20 protein-coding genes are annotated in these 15,773 nt (G+C 69.7%); 18 read left to right on the top strand and 2 right to left on the bottom strand.

The window, feature by feature from the left end; translation table 11 throughout:
• Position 1 precedes the first annotated feature (1 nt).
• The 7 genes from EL338_RS20260 (at position 2) to EL338_RS20230 (ending at position 5,511) form a co-directional block, all read left to right on the top strand.
• Entirely contained in the window at positions 2-847 is an 846-nt protein-coding gene (locus EL338_RS20260; protein ID WP_126335384.1) for a sugar phosphate isomerase/epimerase family protein, read from the top strand.
• Positions 844-1,686: a thioesterase family protein gene (locus EL338_RS20255; RefSeq protein WP_126335383.1), complete on the top strand. Its 843-nt coding sequence runs from the start codon at positions 844-846 to the stop codon at positions 1,684-1,686. Before EL338_RS20260 ends, EL338_RS20255 begins: the two co-directional genes overlap by 4 nt.
• A gap of 106 nt (positions 1,687-1,792) precedes the next feature.
• On the top strand, positions 1,793-2,668 hold the full coding sequence (gene proC, locus EL338_RS20250; protein ID WP_126335382.1) for a pyrroline-5-carboxylate reductase: 876 nt from the start codon (positions 1,793-1,795) through the stop codon (positions 2,666-2,668).
• A 139-nt stretch (positions 2,669-2,807) separates the two neighbouring features.
• Positions 2,808-3,074, top strand: a complete 267-nt coding sequence (locus EL338_RS20245) for a helix-turn-helix domain-containing protein (RefSeq protein ID WP_126335381.1) — start codon at positions 2,808-2,810, stop codon at positions 3,072-3,074.
• A gap of 107 nt (positions 3,075-3,181) precedes the next feature.
• A complete protein-coding gene (locus tag EL338_RS20240) occupies positions 3,182-3,283 on the top strand; it encodes a 30S ribosomal protein bS22 (protein WP_003402602.1) in 102 nt (33 codons plus the stop codon).
• A gap of 57 nt (positions 3,284-3,340) precedes the next feature.
• Positions 3,341-4,408 carry an NAD-dependent epimerase/dehydratase family protein gene (locus tag EL338_RS20235; RefSeq protein ID WP_126335380.1) on the top strand — a complete coding sequence of 356 codons (1,068 nt, stop codon included), beginning with the start codon at positions 3,341-3,343 and terminating at the stop codon, positions 4,406-4,408.
• 35 nt (positions 4,409-4,443) lie between these two features.
• The gene (locus tag EL338_RS20230) at positions 4,444-5,511 is read left to right on the top strand and encodes a lysophospholipid acyltransferase family protein (protein WP_126335379.1); all 1,068 of its coding nucleotides are present in this window, start codon (positions 4,444-4,446) and stop codon (positions 5,509-5,511) included.
• A gap of 23 nt (positions 5,512-5,534) precedes the next feature.
• Here the strand turns inward: EL338_RS20230 and EL338_RS20225 are convergent, their stop codons facing one another.
• Positions 5,535-6,032: an FAS1-like dehydratase domain-containing protein gene (locus tag EL338_RS20225; protein WP_126335378.1), complete on the bottom strand. Its 498-nt coding sequence runs from the start codon at positions 6,030-6,032 to the stop codon at positions 5,535-5,537.
• Between the two features lie 73 nt (positions 6,033-6,105).
• The gene (locus tag EL338_RS20220; RefSeq protein ID WP_179967113.1) at positions 6,106-7,005 is read right to left on the bottom strand and encodes an HAD family hydrolase; all 900 of its coding nucleotides are present in this window, start codon (positions 7,003-7,005) and stop codon (positions 6,106-6,108) included.
• A gap of 64 nt (positions 7,006-7,069) precedes the next feature.
• Here EL338_RS20220 and EL338_RS20215 point away from each other — a divergent pair, with 64 nt between their 5' ends.
• The 11 genes from EL338_RS20215 (at position 7,070) to EL338_RS20165 (ending at position 15,766) form a co-directional block, all read left to right on the top strand.
• Positions 7,070-7,342, top strand: coding sequence for a glutaredoxin family protein (locus tag EL338_RS20215; RefSeq protein WP_126335377.1), 273 nt, complete (start codon positions 7,070-7,072; stop codon positions 7,340-7,342).
• A 141-nt stretch (positions 7,343-7,483) separates the two neighbouring features.
• Positions 7,484-8,854, top strand: coding sequence for a glutamyl-tRNA reductase (locus EL338_RS20210; protein WP_126335376.1), 1,371 nt, complete (start codon positions 7,484-7,486; stop codon positions 8,852-8,854).
• Positions 8,855-8,900: 46 nt separating this feature from the next.
• On the top strand, positions 8,901-9,821 hold the full coding sequence (gene hemC, locus EL338_RS20205) for a hydroxymethylbilane synthase (RefSeq protein ID WP_126335375.1): 921 nt from the start codon (positions 8,901-8,903) through the stop codon (positions 9,819-9,821).
• A 34-nt stretch (positions 9,822-9,855) separates the two neighbouring features.
• A complete protein-coding gene (locus EL338_RS20200) occupies positions 9,856-11,523 on the top strand; it encodes a bifunctional uroporphyrinogen-III C-methyltransferase/uroporphyrinogen-III synthase (protein WP_126335374.1) in 1,668 nt (555 codons plus the stop codon).
• 19 nt (positions 11,524-11,542) lie between these two features.
• On the top strand, positions 11,543-12,523 hold the full coding sequence (gene hemB / locus EL338_RS20195; RefSeq protein ID WP_126335373.1) for a porphobilinogen synthase: 981 nt from the start codon (positions 11,543-11,545) through the stop codon (positions 12,521-12,523).
• Entirely contained in the window at positions 12,511-12,918 is a 408-nt protein-coding gene (locus EL338_RS20190; protein WP_126335372.1) for a hypothetical protein, read from the top strand. The genes hemB and EL338_RS20190 overlap by 13 nt, the downstream gene beginning before the upstream one ends.
• A 23-nt stretch (positions 12,919-12,941) precedes the next feature.
• Positions 12,942-13,397: a hypothetical protein gene (locus EL338_RS20185; protein WP_126335371.1), complete on the top strand. Its 456-nt coding sequence runs from the start codon at positions 12,942-12,944 to the stop codon at positions 13,395-13,397.
• The gene (mce1N, locus tag EL338_RS26630; RefSeq protein ID WP_235666224.1) at positions 13,390-14,019 is read left to right on the top strand and encodes a transport-regulating membrane protein Mce1N; all 630 of its coding nucleotides are present in this window, start codon (positions 13,390-13,392) and stop codon (positions 14,017-14,019) included. The genes EL338_RS20185 and mce1N overlap by 8 nt, the downstream gene beginning before the upstream one ends.
• Positions 14,016-14,252, top strand: a complete 237-nt coding sequence (locus EL338_RS20175; protein ID WP_126335370.1) for a hypothetical protein — start codon at positions 14,016-14,018, stop codon at positions 14,250-14,252. Before mce1N ends, EL338_RS20175 begins: the two co-directional genes overlap by 4 nt.
• A 51-nt stretch (positions 14,253-14,303) precedes the next feature.
• Positions 14,304-15,170: an oxygenase MpaB family protein gene (locus EL338_RS20170; protein ID WP_126335369.1), complete on the top strand. Its 867-nt coding sequence runs from the start codon at positions 14,304-14,306 to the stop codon at positions 15,168-15,170.
• Between the two features lie 47 nt (positions 15,171-15,217).
• Positions 15,218-15,766, top strand: coding sequence for a TetR/AcrR family transcriptional regulator (locus EL338_RS20165; protein WP_327390516.1), 549 nt, complete (start codon positions 15,218-15,220; stop codon positions 15,764-15,766).
• The last annotated feature ends 7 nt before the right edge of the window (positions 15,767-15,773 follow it).

The following is a 15,773-nucleotide window of genomic DNA, read 5'->3' as shown; positions in this document are numbered from 1 at the left end:
CGTGCGCCCCGCGATCAAGGTCGGTCTCTCGACCGCCTCGGTGTACCCGCTGCGAACCGAGGCGGCCTTCGACTACGCGGCCCGGCTCGGCTACGACGGTGTCGAACTGATGGTGTGGGCCGAGACGGTCAGCCAGGACATCGATGCGGTGCAGGAACTCTCCGAGCGTTACAACATGCCCGTGCTGTCGGTGCACGCGCCGTGCCTGCTCATCTCGCAGCGGGTGTGGGGGCCCAATCCGATCAGCAAGCTCGACCGCAGCGTGCGCGCCGCCGAGCAACTCGGCGCCCAGACGGTGGTGGTACACCCGCCGTTCCGGTGGCAGCGGCGCTACGCCGAGGGGTTCAGCGCGCAGGTCGCCGAGCTCGAGGCCACCAGTGACATCCTGGTGGCCGTGGAGAACATGTTCCCGTTCCGGGCCGACCGGTTGTTCGGGGCCGGGCAGTCCTCGATCGAGCGGATGCGCAAGCGCGGCGGCCGTCCCGGGGTGGGCATCTCGGCGTTCGCGCCGTCCTACGATCCGCTGGACGGCAACCACGCCCACTACACGCTGGACCTGTCGCACACCGCCACCGCCGGCACCGACGCCGTCGAGATGGCCCGCCGGATGGGCGAGGGCCTGGTGCACCTGCACCTGTGCGACGGCAAGGGCGCCTCGGCCGACGAGCATCTGGTCCCGGGCCGCGGCACCCAGCCCACCGTGGAGGTGTGCCAGATGCTGGCCGCCAGCGACTTCAGCGGCCACGTGATCCTGGAGGTCACCACCTCGGCGGCGCGCTCGGAAGCCGAGCGTGAGGCGTTGCTGACCGAGTCCCTCGAGTTCGCCCGCACCCACCTGCTGCGATGACGGGACCCGCCACCTTCGCCCGGGCGATGACGCTGAACCCGGCCGAACTCCTCGACTCCGACGGCGACGCCGACGCGGTGTTCGCCGGCGAACTGAACCTGCACTGGACCATCGGTTCGAAGATCCACGGCGGGGTCATGCTGGCGCTGTGCGCCAAGGCCGCCGGCCTGGCGGTCGCCGACACCGATGCCGGGCACGCGCCCGTGGCGGTGTCCGCGAGCTTCCTGTCCGCGCCGGATCCGGGGGCGGTGCGGTTGGTGGCCCGGGTGCGCAAACGCGGCCGCCGGGTCAGCCTCGTCGACGTCGAACTGGTGCAGGGGCAGCGGGTGGCCGTGCGCACCTCGGTCACGCTGGCCGAGCCCGAACACGACGCGGCGCCGCTGCTGGTGACCAACCCGGTGCCGGCGCAGATGCCGCCGGAGCCGCCCGCCGAGATCGAGTCGATCGGCCCGGGCCACCCGCTGGCCGAGATCAACCACCTGGCTGCCGGCTGCGACATCCGGCCGGACATGTCCGGGCTGTGGGCGCCGCCGACCGGTCAGGCCCCGGTGGCCCGCCTGTGGGTGCGGCCCCGCGACGAGGTGCCGGACGTGCTGTTCGCGTTGATGTGCGGGGACATCTCCATGCCGGTGACGTACGGGGTCGGGCGGACGGGATGGGCGCCGACGATCCAGCTGACGGCGTACCTGCGCGGCCTGCCCGCCGACGGCTGGCTGCGGATCATGTGCACCACGACGCAGATCGGGCAGGACTGGTTCGACGAGGACCACCTCGTGGTGGACAGCACCGGCCGGATCGTGGTGCAGACCCGGCAGCTGGCGATGGTCCCCGCGTCCTGAGATTGCCCCCAGAGCGCCGAGATCGCCCGGCGCAGGGGAAGCCACCCGGCACGGCCCGTAGACGCAGTCCCGGCGCGTGGGCCGAGCGGATATAGGGTTTGCGTCCATGGCCAGAATCGCGATCATCGGCGGCGGAAGCATGGGTGAGGCCTTGTTGGCGGGGCTGTTGCGCTCCGGTCGGCAGGTGAAGGACCTCGTGGTCTCGGAACGGATGCCCGACCGCGCCAAGTACCTCGCGGAGACCTATTCGGTGCAGGTGGCCGCGGTCGGCGATGCCGCCGAGCACGCCAACTTCGTGGTCATCGCAGTCAAGCCCACCGACGTCGAGCAGATCCTCGACGAGGTCGCCGAGGCCGCGGCCAAGGCCGAGTCCGACAGCGCCGAGCAGGTGTTCGTCAGCGTCGCCGCGGGCGTGCCGACAAGCCTGTTCGAGGCCAAGCTGCCGGCCGGGTCCCCGGTGGTCCGGGTGATGCCCAACACGCCCGCTCTGGTCGGCGCCGGCATCAGCGCGTTGGCCAAGGGCCGGTTCGTGACGCCCGAGCAACTCAAGGGCGTCGCCGATCTCTTCGATTGCGTGGGCGGGGTGCTCACGGTCGCCGAAACTCAGATGGATGCGGTGACGGCGGTGTCGGGCTCGGGGCCGGCCTACTTTTTCTTGATGGTCGAGGCGATGGTCGACGCCGGCGTCGCCGCGGGCCTGTCGCGACCGGTGGCCACCGATCTGGTGGTGCAGACCATGGCCGGCTCGGCGGCGATGTTGCTGGACCGGCTGGACAACGCCCGTCGGCCCGACGCGGACGGCGCGGTACCGGCCGGGGTGGATACCACTGCGGCCCAGCTCCGCGCGACCGTGACGTCCCCCGGCGGGACCACCGCGGCCGGTCTGCGCGAGCTCGAGCGGGGAGGTTTGCGGGCCACCGTCGCCGACGCCGTCTTCGCCGCAAAAACACGCTCTGAGCAGTTAGGAATCACAACAGAGTAATTCACCGAATTTCCACTGATTACCCCACACCCGTCGCAGCAACCCCATCAGTCCCGCTATTCTCCTCGGTGTATGCACGTGTTCGTTCCAGCGGAGGGGAAGCCGCTGGAGCCGGCCGTGCCTGATTGATTGGGTTGCGATGACGTCTATGAACGGGCCATCGGCTCGGGACTCGGTTAGTGCGAAGCGGGACGCTGGGAATTCGGGATCCGCGGAAGGGCAGCCGGCCAAGGCGCAGTTCCTCACTGTCGCCGAGGTCGCCTCGCTCATGCGGGTCAGCAAGATGACGGTGTATCGGCTGGTTCACAACGGTGAACTGCCCGCCGTCCGCGTGGGCCGATCGTTCCGGGTGCACGCCAAGGCGGTGCACGACCTGTTGGAGACCTCGTACTTCGACGCGGGCTGACGGGACCGTGCCGCACCTGGCACGGGCCCCGTTTTCGGTTAATCCGGCCGACTTCGGTAAGGTGGCCGGGTTAAGTCGTGTCGAGGCATCGGTAGGTAGCGGAGTACATGGGTTCAGTCATCAAGAAGCGGCGTAAGCGTATGTCGAAGAAGAAGCACCGCAAGTTGCTTCGCCGCACCCGCGTGCAGCGTAGAAAACTCGGCAAGTAGGCGACCGCGTTCGTCCGCCGGCATGCTGCGGGCCGTATCGGCCGGTAGCCTGACTGGATGGATTCGGACGAGACGGGGAGCGCCGCGCATCCAAAGGTCGTTCTGGTCACGGGGGCCTGCCGTTTTCTCGGCGGGTTCCTGACGGCCCGACTGGCGGCCAATCCGGACATCGACCGCGTCATCGCGGTCGATGCCGTCACGCCCAGCAAGGATCTGCTGCGCCGGATGGGGCGCGCCGAGTTCGTGCGGGCCGACATCCGGAATCCGTTCATCGCCAAGGTCATTCGCAACGGCGACGTGGACACCGTGGTGCATGCCGCGGCCGCGTCGTACGCGCCGCGCAGCGGCGGCCGGGCCACGCTCAAGGAATTGAACGTGATGGGCGCGATGCAGCTGTTCGCGGCCTGTCAGAAGGCGCCGACCGTGCGCACCGTGGTGCTCAAGTCGACCTCGGAGGTGTACGGGTCGAGCGCGTTCGACCCGGTGATGTTCACCGAGGACACCACCAGCCGGCGGCCGCTGGGCGAGGGCTTCGCCCGCGACAGCATGGACATCGAGGGCTATGCCCGCGGGCTGGGCCGGCGTCGGCTGGACATCTCGGTGTCCATCCTGCGGTTGGCCAACATGATCGGTCCGGCGATGGACACCCAGCTCTCGCGGTATCTGGCGGGTCCGGTCGTGCCGACCACCGTCGGCCGGGACGCGCGGCTGCAACTGCTGCACGAGCAGGACGCGCTCGGTGCGCTGGAACGCGCGACGATCGTCGGCCGGGCGGGCACCTTCAACATCGGCGCCAAGGGCATCATCATGATGTCGCAGGCGATCCGGCGGGCCGGGCGGGTGGCGTTGCCGCTGCCCTCGGTGGGGGTGCGGGTGGTCGACTCCTTGCTGAAGGCCACCGGCGGCGCCGAGATCAACCGCGATCAACTTCGCTACATGACCTACGGCCGCGTCATGGACACCACCCGGATGCGCACGGAGCTGGGCTACGAACCCAATTGGACGACCCTCGAGGCGTTCGACGACTACGTGCGCGGCCGGGGTTTGACCCCGATCATCGATCCGCGGTGGGTACTCTCGACGGAGAAGCGCGCGGTGGCACTCGCGCAGCGGTGGGGAAGCTAGAAATCTTGGCAACGGGTGGGGAGAAGGTAAGCAGCGTGGCGGGTGGATCCAAAGCGAAAGTGATTCCGCTGCACGGCAATTCGAGCCGTGCAGCAACTGCGCGAAGGGCGGGTCAACGCGCGGAGGCCGCGCGTCGGCACCCGTCGTTGCTCGCCGACCCCGGCACCCGCGCGACCGCCGAGGAGATCGCCGCGGTGGTGCGCGACATCGACGCGCACCGCGCCGGTGGCGGCTCGACGGCCGAGGAACCCAAGGCGCCCAACGAGTTGGCCCAGAAGATCGCCGGCTTTGCCGAGTTCGCCCGCAAGCGCCTCACCGGCGACTACGTGGTCGACGAGTTCGGCTTCGACCCGCACCTCAACGAGGCGATGTTCCTGCCCCTGCTGCGGATGTTCTTCCGATCCTGGTTCCGGGTCGAGGTCAGCGGCGTGGAGAACCTGCCGGCTGAGGGCGCGGGGCTGGTGGTGGCCAATCACGCCGGGGTGCTGCCGTTCGACGGTTTGATGCTCTCGGTGGCCGTGCACGACCACCACGCGACCAACCGGGACCTGCGGCTGCTGGCCGCCGACATGGTGTTCGACATGCCGGTGCTGGGCCACGCCGCCCGCAAGGCCGGCCACACCATGGCCTGCACCTCCGATGCGCATCGACTGCTGGACAGCGGCGAGCTGACCGCGGTGTTCCCCGAGGGCTACAAGGGCCTGGGCAAGCACTTCAAGGACCGCTACAAGCTGCAGCGGTTCGGCCGCGGCGGCTTCGTGTCGGCCGCGCTGCGCACCAAGGCGCCCATCATCCCGTGCTCGATCGTCGGGTCCGAGGAGATCTACCCGATGCTCGCCGACGTCAAGCTGCTGGCGCGGCTGCTGGGCCTGCCGTATTTCCCGGTGACGCCGCTGTTCCCGCTGGCCGGCCCGGCCGGGCTGGTGCCGCTGCCGTCCAAGTGGCACATCGCCTTCGGCACGCCGATCCCCACCGCCGACTACGACGAGTCGGCCGCCGAGGATCCGATGGTCACCTTCGAGCTGACCGACCACGTGCGCGAGACCATCCAGCACACCCTGTATCAGCTGCTGGCCAACCGCCGGAACATGTTCCTGGGCTGAGCTGGCTGGGCTACGGCCGTGGGCTACAGGCCCAGGCGCGCGGCGATCGCGGCGACCTGCTCGTTGGCCTCGGAATCGTTGGCGGCCTCGCCGATCATGGTGACGACGCTGGTGATCACCGGCTCGCCGTTGCCGTCGGTGACCTCGGCGCGCACCTCGGTGATGACGGTGCCGTGCGACTCCAGCACCGAGTCCAGGTAGGAGTCGAAGTACAGCTCGTCGCCGACGGCCAGCGGCCGGTGGAACTTGAATTTCTGGTCGCGGTGGATCACCCGCGCGATGTTGATCCCCACGTCGAACTTCTTGAACATCTCGAGCTGGACGCGTCGGCCGGCCACCGCGATGAAGGTCAGCGGCGCGATCACCGAGGGGTGGCCGAGTTCGGCCGCCGCGTCGGCGTCGAAGTGCGCCGGATGGTCGTCCAGCACGGCGCTGGAGTATTCGCGGATCTTCTCGCGGCCCACGACAAACTTGTCCGGGTAGCGGTAATGCGTCCCGATGATCTCTTCGGCGATTGCCATGGGTGCTGTGCGTCCTTGCTCTGCAATTGACAGACGTGTTCAGCGGCGGAGTTTATCAACCCGCCGGTCGAGCTCAGTTGTCCTGGCGACGCGAGGCGATCGCGGCCAGCGCCCCGCCGGCCGCGCCGAGGGCCAACGCCGACGGCACCCCGATCCGGGCCGCCTTGCGCGCGGTGCGGAAGTCACGGATCTCCCAGCCGCGCTTGCGGGCCAGGTCGCGCAACTCGGCGTCGGGGTTGATGGCCACCGCGGTGCCCACCAGCGTCAGCATCGGGACATCGTTGTAGCTGTCCGAGTAGGCCGTGCACCGGCGCAGGTTGAGGCCCTCCCGGATGGCCAGCGCGCGCACCGCGTGCGCCTTGCCCGCGCCGTGCAGGATCTCGCCGACCAGGCGGCCGGTGAACACCCCGTCGACCGATTCGGCGACCGTGCCCAGCGCACCGGTCAGGCCCAGCCGGTCGGCGATGATCGCGGCCAACTCGTAAGGGGTGGCGGTGACCAGCCACACCTGTTGACCCGCGTCGAGGTGCATCTGCGCCAGATCGCGGGTGCCGGGCCAGATCTTGTCGGCGATGATCTCCTCGTAGATCTCCTCGCCGACGGCGGACAACTCCGCGGTGGTGCGGCCCTCGATGAACGACAGCGCCTTGCGTTTGCCCTCGGCGACGTCGTCGCTGTTCTCCTTGCCGGTCAGCTGGAACTTCGCCTGCGCGTAGATGAAGCCGAGCACGTCGCGGTAGGTGAAGTACTTGCGGGCGGCGAGCCCGCGCGCGAAATGCACCAGCGAGGACCCGTGCACCATGGTGTTGTCGACGTCGAAGAAGGCCGCGGCGGTCAGGTCGGCAGGAGGCGGCTGCGGCGCAGCGGATTCCTCGGTCAGCGACTCGACGGCGGCTTCGGCGCTGGCCGCGCCCGCGATGGGCGGCGACGCGCCGTCGGCGCCGTCGGTGCGAGGTTCTGCCGGCTCTGTCACACGGACACCCCCTGTACTTCGAGTACTTGCCCGGTCACCCTATCCAAGTGCCACAATGCGGCGGATGAGCGCCGCGCAGGTCTGCCTGCTGGTCCGGTCCGGGTGTGAGATCTGCCATCGCCTCGGCGAGCAGTTGGCGGGGTTGGCCACCGAGCTGGAGTTCGAGCTGAGCACCGTCGACGTCGACGAGGCCGCCGCGGCGGGCGACCCCGCGTTGCGCGCCGAGTACGGCGATCGGCTGCCGGTGGTGCTGCTCGACGGCGCCGAGCACAGTTACTGGGAGGTCGACGAGCCGCGGCTGCGTCGCGACCTGGCTGCACGCCGCGACGCGCCGTGACGTCGCTGGCCAGACCTGATAATTTGGTTAGTTCGCAGGTGGGCGGCTACGGTTGTAGCCAGAATGAGCTGTATTTTCTTCACCTGATAGCGGCAAGGGAGCGTGCTGGGTGAGTGCTCGGTTGGTGACTGAGGCGGTGCTGTGAGCGTCCTGCTATTCGGGGTGTCGCACCGCAGTGCGCCGGTGCCCGTGCTCGAGCAATTGGCGACCGATGAGTCCGATCAGGCCAAGATCATCGATCGGGTGCTCGAGTCGCCGCTGGTGAGCGAGGCCATGGTGCTCTCGACCTGTAACCGCGTCGAGGTCTACGCCGTGGTCGAGGCGTTCCACGGCGGCCTGTCCGCGATCGGCCAGGTGCTCGCCGACCAGTCCGGCATGCCGATGGGGGATCTGACCAAGTACGCCTACGTCCGCTACGCCGAGGCCGCCGTCGAGCACCTGTTCTCGGTGGCTTCGGGCCTCGATTCGGCCGTGATCGGCGAGGCCCAGGTGCTCGGCCAGGTGCGCCGCGCCTACGCGACCGCCGAGGCCAACCGCAGCGTGGGACGCACGCTGCACGAACTTTCCCAGCGCGCCCTCTCGGTGGGCAAGCGGGTGCACTCCGAGACCGGGATCGACGCCGCGGGCGCCTCCGTGGTCTCCGTGGCGCTCGGCATGGCCGAGAGCCGACTGAGCGGCCTGGCGGGCCGGACGGCCGCGGTGGTGGGCGCCGGTTCGATGGGCGCCCTCTCGGGTGCGCACCTGGTGCGCGCCGGCATCAGCACCGTGCACGTCGTCAACCGGTCGGTGCCGCGGGCCCAGCGCCTGGCGGCCAACCTGCGCGAGCAGGGCGTGCAGGCCACCGCGATGAGCCTCGACGACCTGCCGGCCGCGCTCGTCGACGTCGACGTGGTGATCAGCAGCACCGGTGCGGTGCGCCCGGTGGTCTCGCTGGCCGACATGCACAACGCGCTGGCCAAGCGCAACGGCGGTGGCAGCAACCCGCGCCCGTTGGTCGTCTGCGACCTCGGGATGCCCCGGGACGTGGACCCGGCGGTCAGCGGCCTGCCGGGCGTCTGGGTCGTCGACATGGACCGCATCCAGCGCGAGCCCTCGGCGCGGGCGGCCTCCGCCGACGCCGATGCGGCCCGCTCGATCGTGGCCACCGAACTGGCGACGTATCTGGCCGGTCAGCGGATGGCCGAGGTCACCCCGACCGTGACGGCGTTGCGACAACGCGCCGCCGACGTCGTGGAGGCCGAACTGCTGCGGCTGGACAACCGGCTGCCGAGCCTGGACTCGTCGCACCGTGACGAGGTGGCCCGCACGGTGCGACGGGTGGTCGACAAGCTGCTGCACGCGCCCACCGTCCGGGTCAAACAGCTCGCCAGCGCGCCGGGCGGCGACAGCTACGCCGAGGCGTTGCGGGAGCTCTTCGAGCTCGACCCGACCGCCGTCGACGCGGTTGCCGGCGCGACCGAATTGCCTTTGGTGGCAACGGATCTCGACCCCCTGACCGAACCATCCGAGTAGCTTGGAAAGTACCTCGCAAACACATTCGCAGTCCTCGCAGTCCAACGTGATCCGGATCGGCACCCGCGGCAGCCTGTTGGCGACCACGCAGGCCGGCACCATCCGGGACGCCCTGATCGAACGCGGACATCCCGCCGAACTGGTGATCATCGCCACCGACGGGGACCTCTCGTCGGCACCGATCGCCGAGATCGGCGTCGGGGTGTTCACCGCCGCCCTGCGGGAGGCGATCGCCGACGGGCGCGTCGACGCCGCCGTGCACTCCTACAAGGACATCCCGACGGCGTACGACCCCCGGTTCCAGATTCCGGCCGTCCCGCGCCGCGAAGATCCGCGAGATGCGCTGGTGGCACGCGATGGGCTGGTGCTGGGCGAGTTGCCGGCCGGCTCCACGATCGGCACGTCATCCGTGCGGCGGGGGGCACAGCTTAGAGCACTGGGTCTCGGTTTGGAAATTCGCCCCCTACGAGGCAACCTAGATACCAGGTTGAACAGGGTAAGCAGCGGCGAACTCGACGCCATCGTGGTGGCCAAGGCGGGACTCTCCCGAATCGGACGCCTCGACGCAGTCACCGAAACGCTGGAGCCGGTACAGATGTTGCCGGCACCGGCTCAGGGGGCTCTGGCGATCGAATGCCGTGCCGGTGATACCGCGTTGGCGCAAGTGTTGGCGGAGTTGAACGACGCCGATACGCACGCAGCAATCACCGCAGAGCGTGTCCTGCTCGCCGAAATGGAGGCGGGTTGTTCCGCACCGGTCGGCGCGATCGCGGAAGTGGTCGAGTCGATCGATGAGGACGGCAACGTCTTCGACGAACTGTCGTTGCGCGGTTGCGTGGCGGCGGTGGACGGATCCGACGTGATCCGCGCGTCCGGTATCGGGCCTGCCGATCGGGCACGGGAGCTGGGGCTCTCGGTGACCGAGGAGTTATTCGAGCTGGGTGCGCGCGAACTGTTGGGTCACTGACGGCCACGAAGCCTGGAAGGGCAGGAGTTTGCAGATGACTCGAGGGCGTAAGCCGAAGCCGGGGCGCATCATGTTCGTCGGCTCGGGTCCGGGTGATCCGGGCCTGCTGACGACGCGGGCTCGGGGCGTGCTGGTCAACGCCGCACTGGTCTTCACCGACCCCGATGTGCCGGATCCGGTGCTGTCGGTGGTGGGGTTGGAGTTGCCGCCCGCGGTGGGACCCGCACCGGCTCCCGAACCCAAGGGATCTCCCGAGAAGAACGGTCAGGCACCGGCCAAGGACGAGACCGCGCCGCCGGTGGTGAAGATCGGACCGGACATCCGGCCCGCGCTCGGCGATCCGGCCGAGGTCGCCAAGACCCTGATCAGCGAGGCCAAGACCGGCGTCGACGTCCTCCGGTTGGTCGCCGGTGACCCGCTGTCGGTCGATTCGGTGCTGGCCGAGGTCAACGCCGTTGCCAAGGCGCAGATGGTCTTCGAGATCATCCCGGGCCTGCCGGCGTCCACCGCGGTACCCACCTACGCCGGGCTGCCGCTGGGCTCCTCGCACACTGTCGCCGACGTGCGCGCCCCCGAGGTCGACTGGGCCGCGCTGGCCGCGGCGCCGGGACCGCTGATCCTGCACGCCACCCCGCAGCACCTGGCGGATTCGGCGCGCACGCTGATCGAGTTCGGCCTGGCCGAGAACACCCCCTGCGTGGTCACCGCGCAGGGCACCACCTGCGCGCAGCGCAGCGTGGAAACCGTGCTGTCGGGGCTGACCGACCGGGCCGCCATCGGCGGCACCGATCCGGCCGGTCCGCTCACCGGTCCGCTCGTGGTCACCATCGGCCGCACCGTGGCGCACCGCGCCAAGCTGAACTGGTGGGAGAGCCGGGCGCTGTACGGCTGGACCGTGCTGGTGCCGCGCACCAAGGAGCAGGCCGGGGAGATGAGCGACCGTCTGGTCACCCACGGGGCCACCCCCGTCGAGGTGCCGACCATCGCCGTCGAGCCGCCGCGCAGCCCCGCGCAGATGGAGCGCGCGGTCAAGGGCCTGGTCGACGGTCGCTACCAGTGGGTGGTGTTCACCTCCACCAACGCGGTGCGCGCCGTCTGGGAGAAGTTCGGCGAGTTCGGTCTGGACGCCCGCGCGTTCTCCGGCGTGAAGATCGCCTGCGTGGGCGAGGCCACCGCGGATCGGGTGCGCGCGTTCGGGATCAGCCCCGAGCTGGTGCCCTCGGGTGAGCAGTCCTCGCTGGGCCTGCTCGACGACTTCCCGCCGTACGACGACGTTTTCGATCCGGTGAACCGGGTGTTGTTGCCGCGCGCCGACATTGCCACCGAAACGCTGGCCGAGGGCCTACGCGAGCGGGGCTGGGAGATCGAGGACGTGACGGCCTACCGCACGGTGCGGGCCGCCCCGCCGCCGGCGCAGACCCGCGAGCTGATCAAGACCGGTGGTTTCGACGCGGTCTGCTTCACCTCCAGCTCGACGGTCCGCAACCTGGTCGGCATCGCGGGAAAGCCGCACGCCCGCACCATCGTTGCGTGCATCGGGCCCAAGACCGCCGAGACGGCCACGGAGTTCGGCCTGCGGGTGGACGTGCAGCCCGAGACCGCCGCGGTGGGACCGCTGGTCGAGGCGCTGGCCGAACACGCCGCCCGGTTGCGCGCCGAGGGTGCGCTGCCGCCGCCGCGTAAGAAGAGCCGCCGGCGCTAGCGCGCTCGTCAGGAGACGCATGAGCTATCCCCGGGTGCGTCCGCGCCGACTGCGGTCGACGCCGGCGCTGCGCCGTCTGGTTGCCGAAACCTCGCTGGAGCCAAGGCATCTGGTGTTGCCGATGTTCGTCGCCGACGGCATCGACGCACCGCGGCCCATCGCTTCGATGCCCGGGGTGGTGCAGCACACCCGCGACTCGCTGCGGGCGGCGGCCGCCGCCGCGGTCGACGCCGGCGTCGGGGGCCTGATGTTGTTCGGGGTCCCGCGCGACGAGGACAAGGACGCCGCCGGGTCGGTGGGGGCGCACGCCGACGGCATCCTGAACGTGGCCCTGCGGGACCTGGCCGCGGATCTCGGCGATGCCACCGTGCTGATGGCCGACACCTGCCTCGACGAGTTCACCGATCACGGCCACTGCGGCGTCCTGGACGCCGCGGGCCGCGTCGACAACGACGCCACTAACGAGCAGTACGTGAAACTCGCGGTGGCCCAAGCCGACTCGGGTGCCCACGTGGTGGGGCCCAGCGGCATGATGGACGGTCAGGTGGGGGCCATCCGCGACGGACTCGACGCCGCCGGGCACACGGAAGTCGTCATCCTGGCCTACGCGGCCAAGTTCGCCTCGGCCTTCTACGGACCGTTCCGGGAGGCCGTGGGCTCGAGCCTGTCCGGGGATCGGCGCACCTACCAGCAGGACGCCGGCAACGGCCGCGAGGCGGTGCACGAGATCGAACTCGACATCGCCGAGGGCGCCGACATGGTGATGGTGAAACCGGCGATGGCCTACCTGGACGTGGTGGCCGCGGCCGCCGAGGTGTCGCCGGTCCCGGTGGCGGCCTACCAGGTCTCGGGGGAGTACTCGATGATCTCCGCCGCGGCCGCCAACGGTTGGGTGGACGGTCCGGCCGCGGCCCTCGAGTCGCTGATCAGCATCCGCCGCGCCGGTGCGGACATCGTGTTGACCTACTGGGCGGCCGATGTCGCCGGTTGGCTGGCGTGACGACGCCGAGTCGTCCCGAGGACGTCGACACCGCTTTCTGGTTGTGGGTGGCGGCGCTGCCGCTGCTGGTGGTCGGTTTCCTCACCGACATCGCGACCGCGCCGACCGGGGTGCCGATCGTCATCGCCGCGGCGGTGTTCGTGGTGATCATTCTCGTCGCGGTCGTCGTCACGTTCCTGGTGCTGATGCGCGCCGGGTACCGCTGGGCCCGCACCGTGCTGACCGCCGGGGGACTGAGTTCGATCATGTACGTGGCGGTGAACCTGTTCGTCACGGAGCGCTCCGAGACCGGCGCGCTGATCTACGCGGTGACCGGGATCTTCGGCGCGGTGCTGACGGCCGGCGGCATCTATCTGCTGCATCGCCGGGATTCGCACGCCTACTTCACGCGGTGAGGCCCGCGCTAGGCTGACCGGCGATGACTGATCCACAGGCGCGTCCCCGCGTTGTCGATGTCGGTGTCTGGCTGGTGCTGGGCGGCGCGGTGCTGCTGATCTTCGGCGGCCTGATGTCGATCACCCTGAAGTTCGAGACGGTGCGGTCGGTGGCCGACGAGTCGATGTCCGACGAGGCGTTGAACGACTACCTGACGCTGCACCGCGGGGCCGGGGTGTTCTGCCTGGTGGCCGGGCTTGCGCTGGCCTTCGTCGCCAGCAAGACCCGCACCCGCGACGAGCGGTTCCGCCGCGCGACGGTGGCGCTGTCGCTGGCCGGCATCGTGCTGGTCGCGGTGCTGTCGCTGCTGGTCGGCACCAACATGATCGCCCTGCTGTCGATGCTGCCGCTGATCGTCGCGGTCATGCTGCTGCGCAGGCCCGCGGCGACCGGATGGTTCACGCCCGCGGCGACCCGGACGGAGGACCTTGATGGCTGAGCTGGACGACCCTACCGAGGAGATCCTGTTCGCCGAGAACGGCGCGAGTTGGGCGTGGCTGCTGGCCGGGCCCGTGGCCGCGGGCGCAATGCTGGCGATCCAGCTGAGCAGCGGCGCCGGTGTGCAGTGGGTGGTGCCGATCGCGTTCCTGGTGCTGGTGACGGGCTTCGTCGCGCTGCAGGTCAAGGCCGCCCGGATCCACACCTCGGTGGAACTGACGCGGACCCACCTGCGTCAGGGCACCCAGACGCTGAACCTCGACGAGATCGTCAAGGTGTACCCGGCCCCGCTCGACGGGGGCCGTCGGCATTACGACGGCAGGATCCTGAATCGCAGCAATGCCCTGAGCAACCGCGCCATGAAGCAGGCCGGCCTGGATCCGGCCGACTTCGAGGAGCAGGCGCCGCCGCCTGCGCCGGACACCGATCGCGCCACCGTGGAGAAGTGGCAGTCGGCCCGCGCGCTGGGCGAGCTCACCGGGGTACCCCGCGGCCGCACCGGCATCGGCCTGCGGCTGACCGGTAAGCGCACGGTGCAGGCCTGGGCGCGCAAGCACGCGGCCCTGCGGGAGGCCCTGACCCCGCTGATCGAGGAGCGCACGGACGCCGGCGGGCGGCCTTGACCTCGGCTCGGCGGGCCGCGGTCGAGTTGGGCCTGGCGGTGGCGGCCGCGGTCGGCTGCCTGGTGAGCTGGCTTGCGGCGAATTCCACCGTGGACGTGGCGCCGGTGCTGGACAGCGAGCCCGCGACCACGTCGATCAGCTACTACCCGCCGTTGTTGGCGCTGGCCCTGGCGTTGGCGACCGTGGCCGGGGTGCTGACGGTCCTCGCGGTCGCCCGCCTGCGCCGACGGTGATGCCGCTCACCCTCGGTTGGAACAGAGTTCAAAATCTGTAACACTGTGTCCATGACCGAGTTGATGGACACCGAAGCGCTGCCCGACGCCGCGCCCCTGGGCGGCGACTCACTGATCTGGCGCTACTTCGGCGACAACCGGATGTACCTGATCGGCCCGCGCCCGGCCGTTCTGCAGAACATGCTCGCCGAGCTGGGCCAGGGCGTCCTGGACCACTCGGTGTTCTTCTCCGACACGGCCGAACGCCTCAAGCGCACCATCCCGCCGATCTTCAACACCGTCTACGGCTCGCACGAGAACAACGCCGGGCTCAACGTGCGCGACTTCCACGTCGACATCAAGGGCGAGATGCCCGACGGCGCCCGCTATCACGCGCTGAACCCGGAGACCTACTTCTGGGCGCACGCCACGTTCGTCGAGCAGGTGCTGTACTTCGCCGACACCTTCGTCAAGCGCCTCAGCGACGCCGAGCGCGAGCAGATCTACGCCGAATCCAAGACCTGGTACCGCCGCTACGGCGTCAGCGACAGCATCCTGCCCGCCGACTACGCCGAGTTCACCGCCTACTGGGACCGGATGATGGACACCGTCGTCGTCCCGCACAAAACCGCGCAGTACGGCGTCGGCTACGTCACCAAGGGCTTCCCCAAGCCCAAGGCAGTCTCGCCGCTCGCCTGGAAGCTCGTCGCCCCGGTGTTCAACCCGCTGGCCGCCTTCCTGACCACCGGCGGTCTGCCGCCGCGCGCCCGGGACATGCTCGACCTGCCGTGGAGCGACAAGCAGGAGCGTCGTTACCAGCGCTTCGCCGCGGTGTGGCGCTCCAAGCCGGTCAACTGGATCTGGGGTCGACTGCCGATGTCGGTGCGCTACAACAAGTTCGCCTGCAAGGCCTACGCCCGAGAGGGTGTCACGCCATAGTCGGCAACAAGGCTGACACGGCCACCGCCGCCATCCTGGACGCGGCGGTGGCCGAGTTCGAGCGGCACGGCTTCCGCCGCGTCGCGCTCGACGAGGTCGCCCGCCGCGCGAAGGTCAGCCGCACCACCATCTACCGGCGCTTCGCCGGCCGCGACGAACTCGTCGCGGCCGTGATCGACCGGGAGAACGAGACGCTGTTCGGCGAGATCGCCGAACACATCAAAAGCGCTGGGCCAAAGGCGAATGTCTACGTCGAGGCGTTCACCGCGGCCATCGTGAAGTTCCGCGACCATCGGGTGCTCAACCGGATGCTCGTCGACGACCCGGCGCTGGCCCTGGAACTCGCCCACGAGCATTACGCCGCGGCGGTGGCCAGAATCGTTGCGGCCCTGCACGTCATCTTCCCGGTCGGGTTCGCCCAGCGGGTGGGGGAGCAGACCGTCGCGGCGCTGGCCGATACCATCCTGCGCTATTCGCTGATGGTGCTGCTGCTGCCGAGCCTGCAACCGCTGGACACCGAGGACGAGATCCGGGCCTTCGCCACCGAGCATTTTCTGCCCAGCTTGCCTGCGGCACTGCGCACGGTTGGCGTATAACTTTCGG

The sequence above is a fragment of the Mycolicibacterium chitae genome, from assembly GCF_900637205.1.
Classification (GTDB): domain Bacteria; phylum Actinomycetota; class Actinomycetes; order Mycobacteriales; family Mycobacteriaceae; genus Mycobacterium; species Mycobacterium chitae.
The sequence above is the reverse complement of the archived record's forward strand: the minus strand, read 5'-3'. Positions and strand labels throughout refer to the sequence as shown.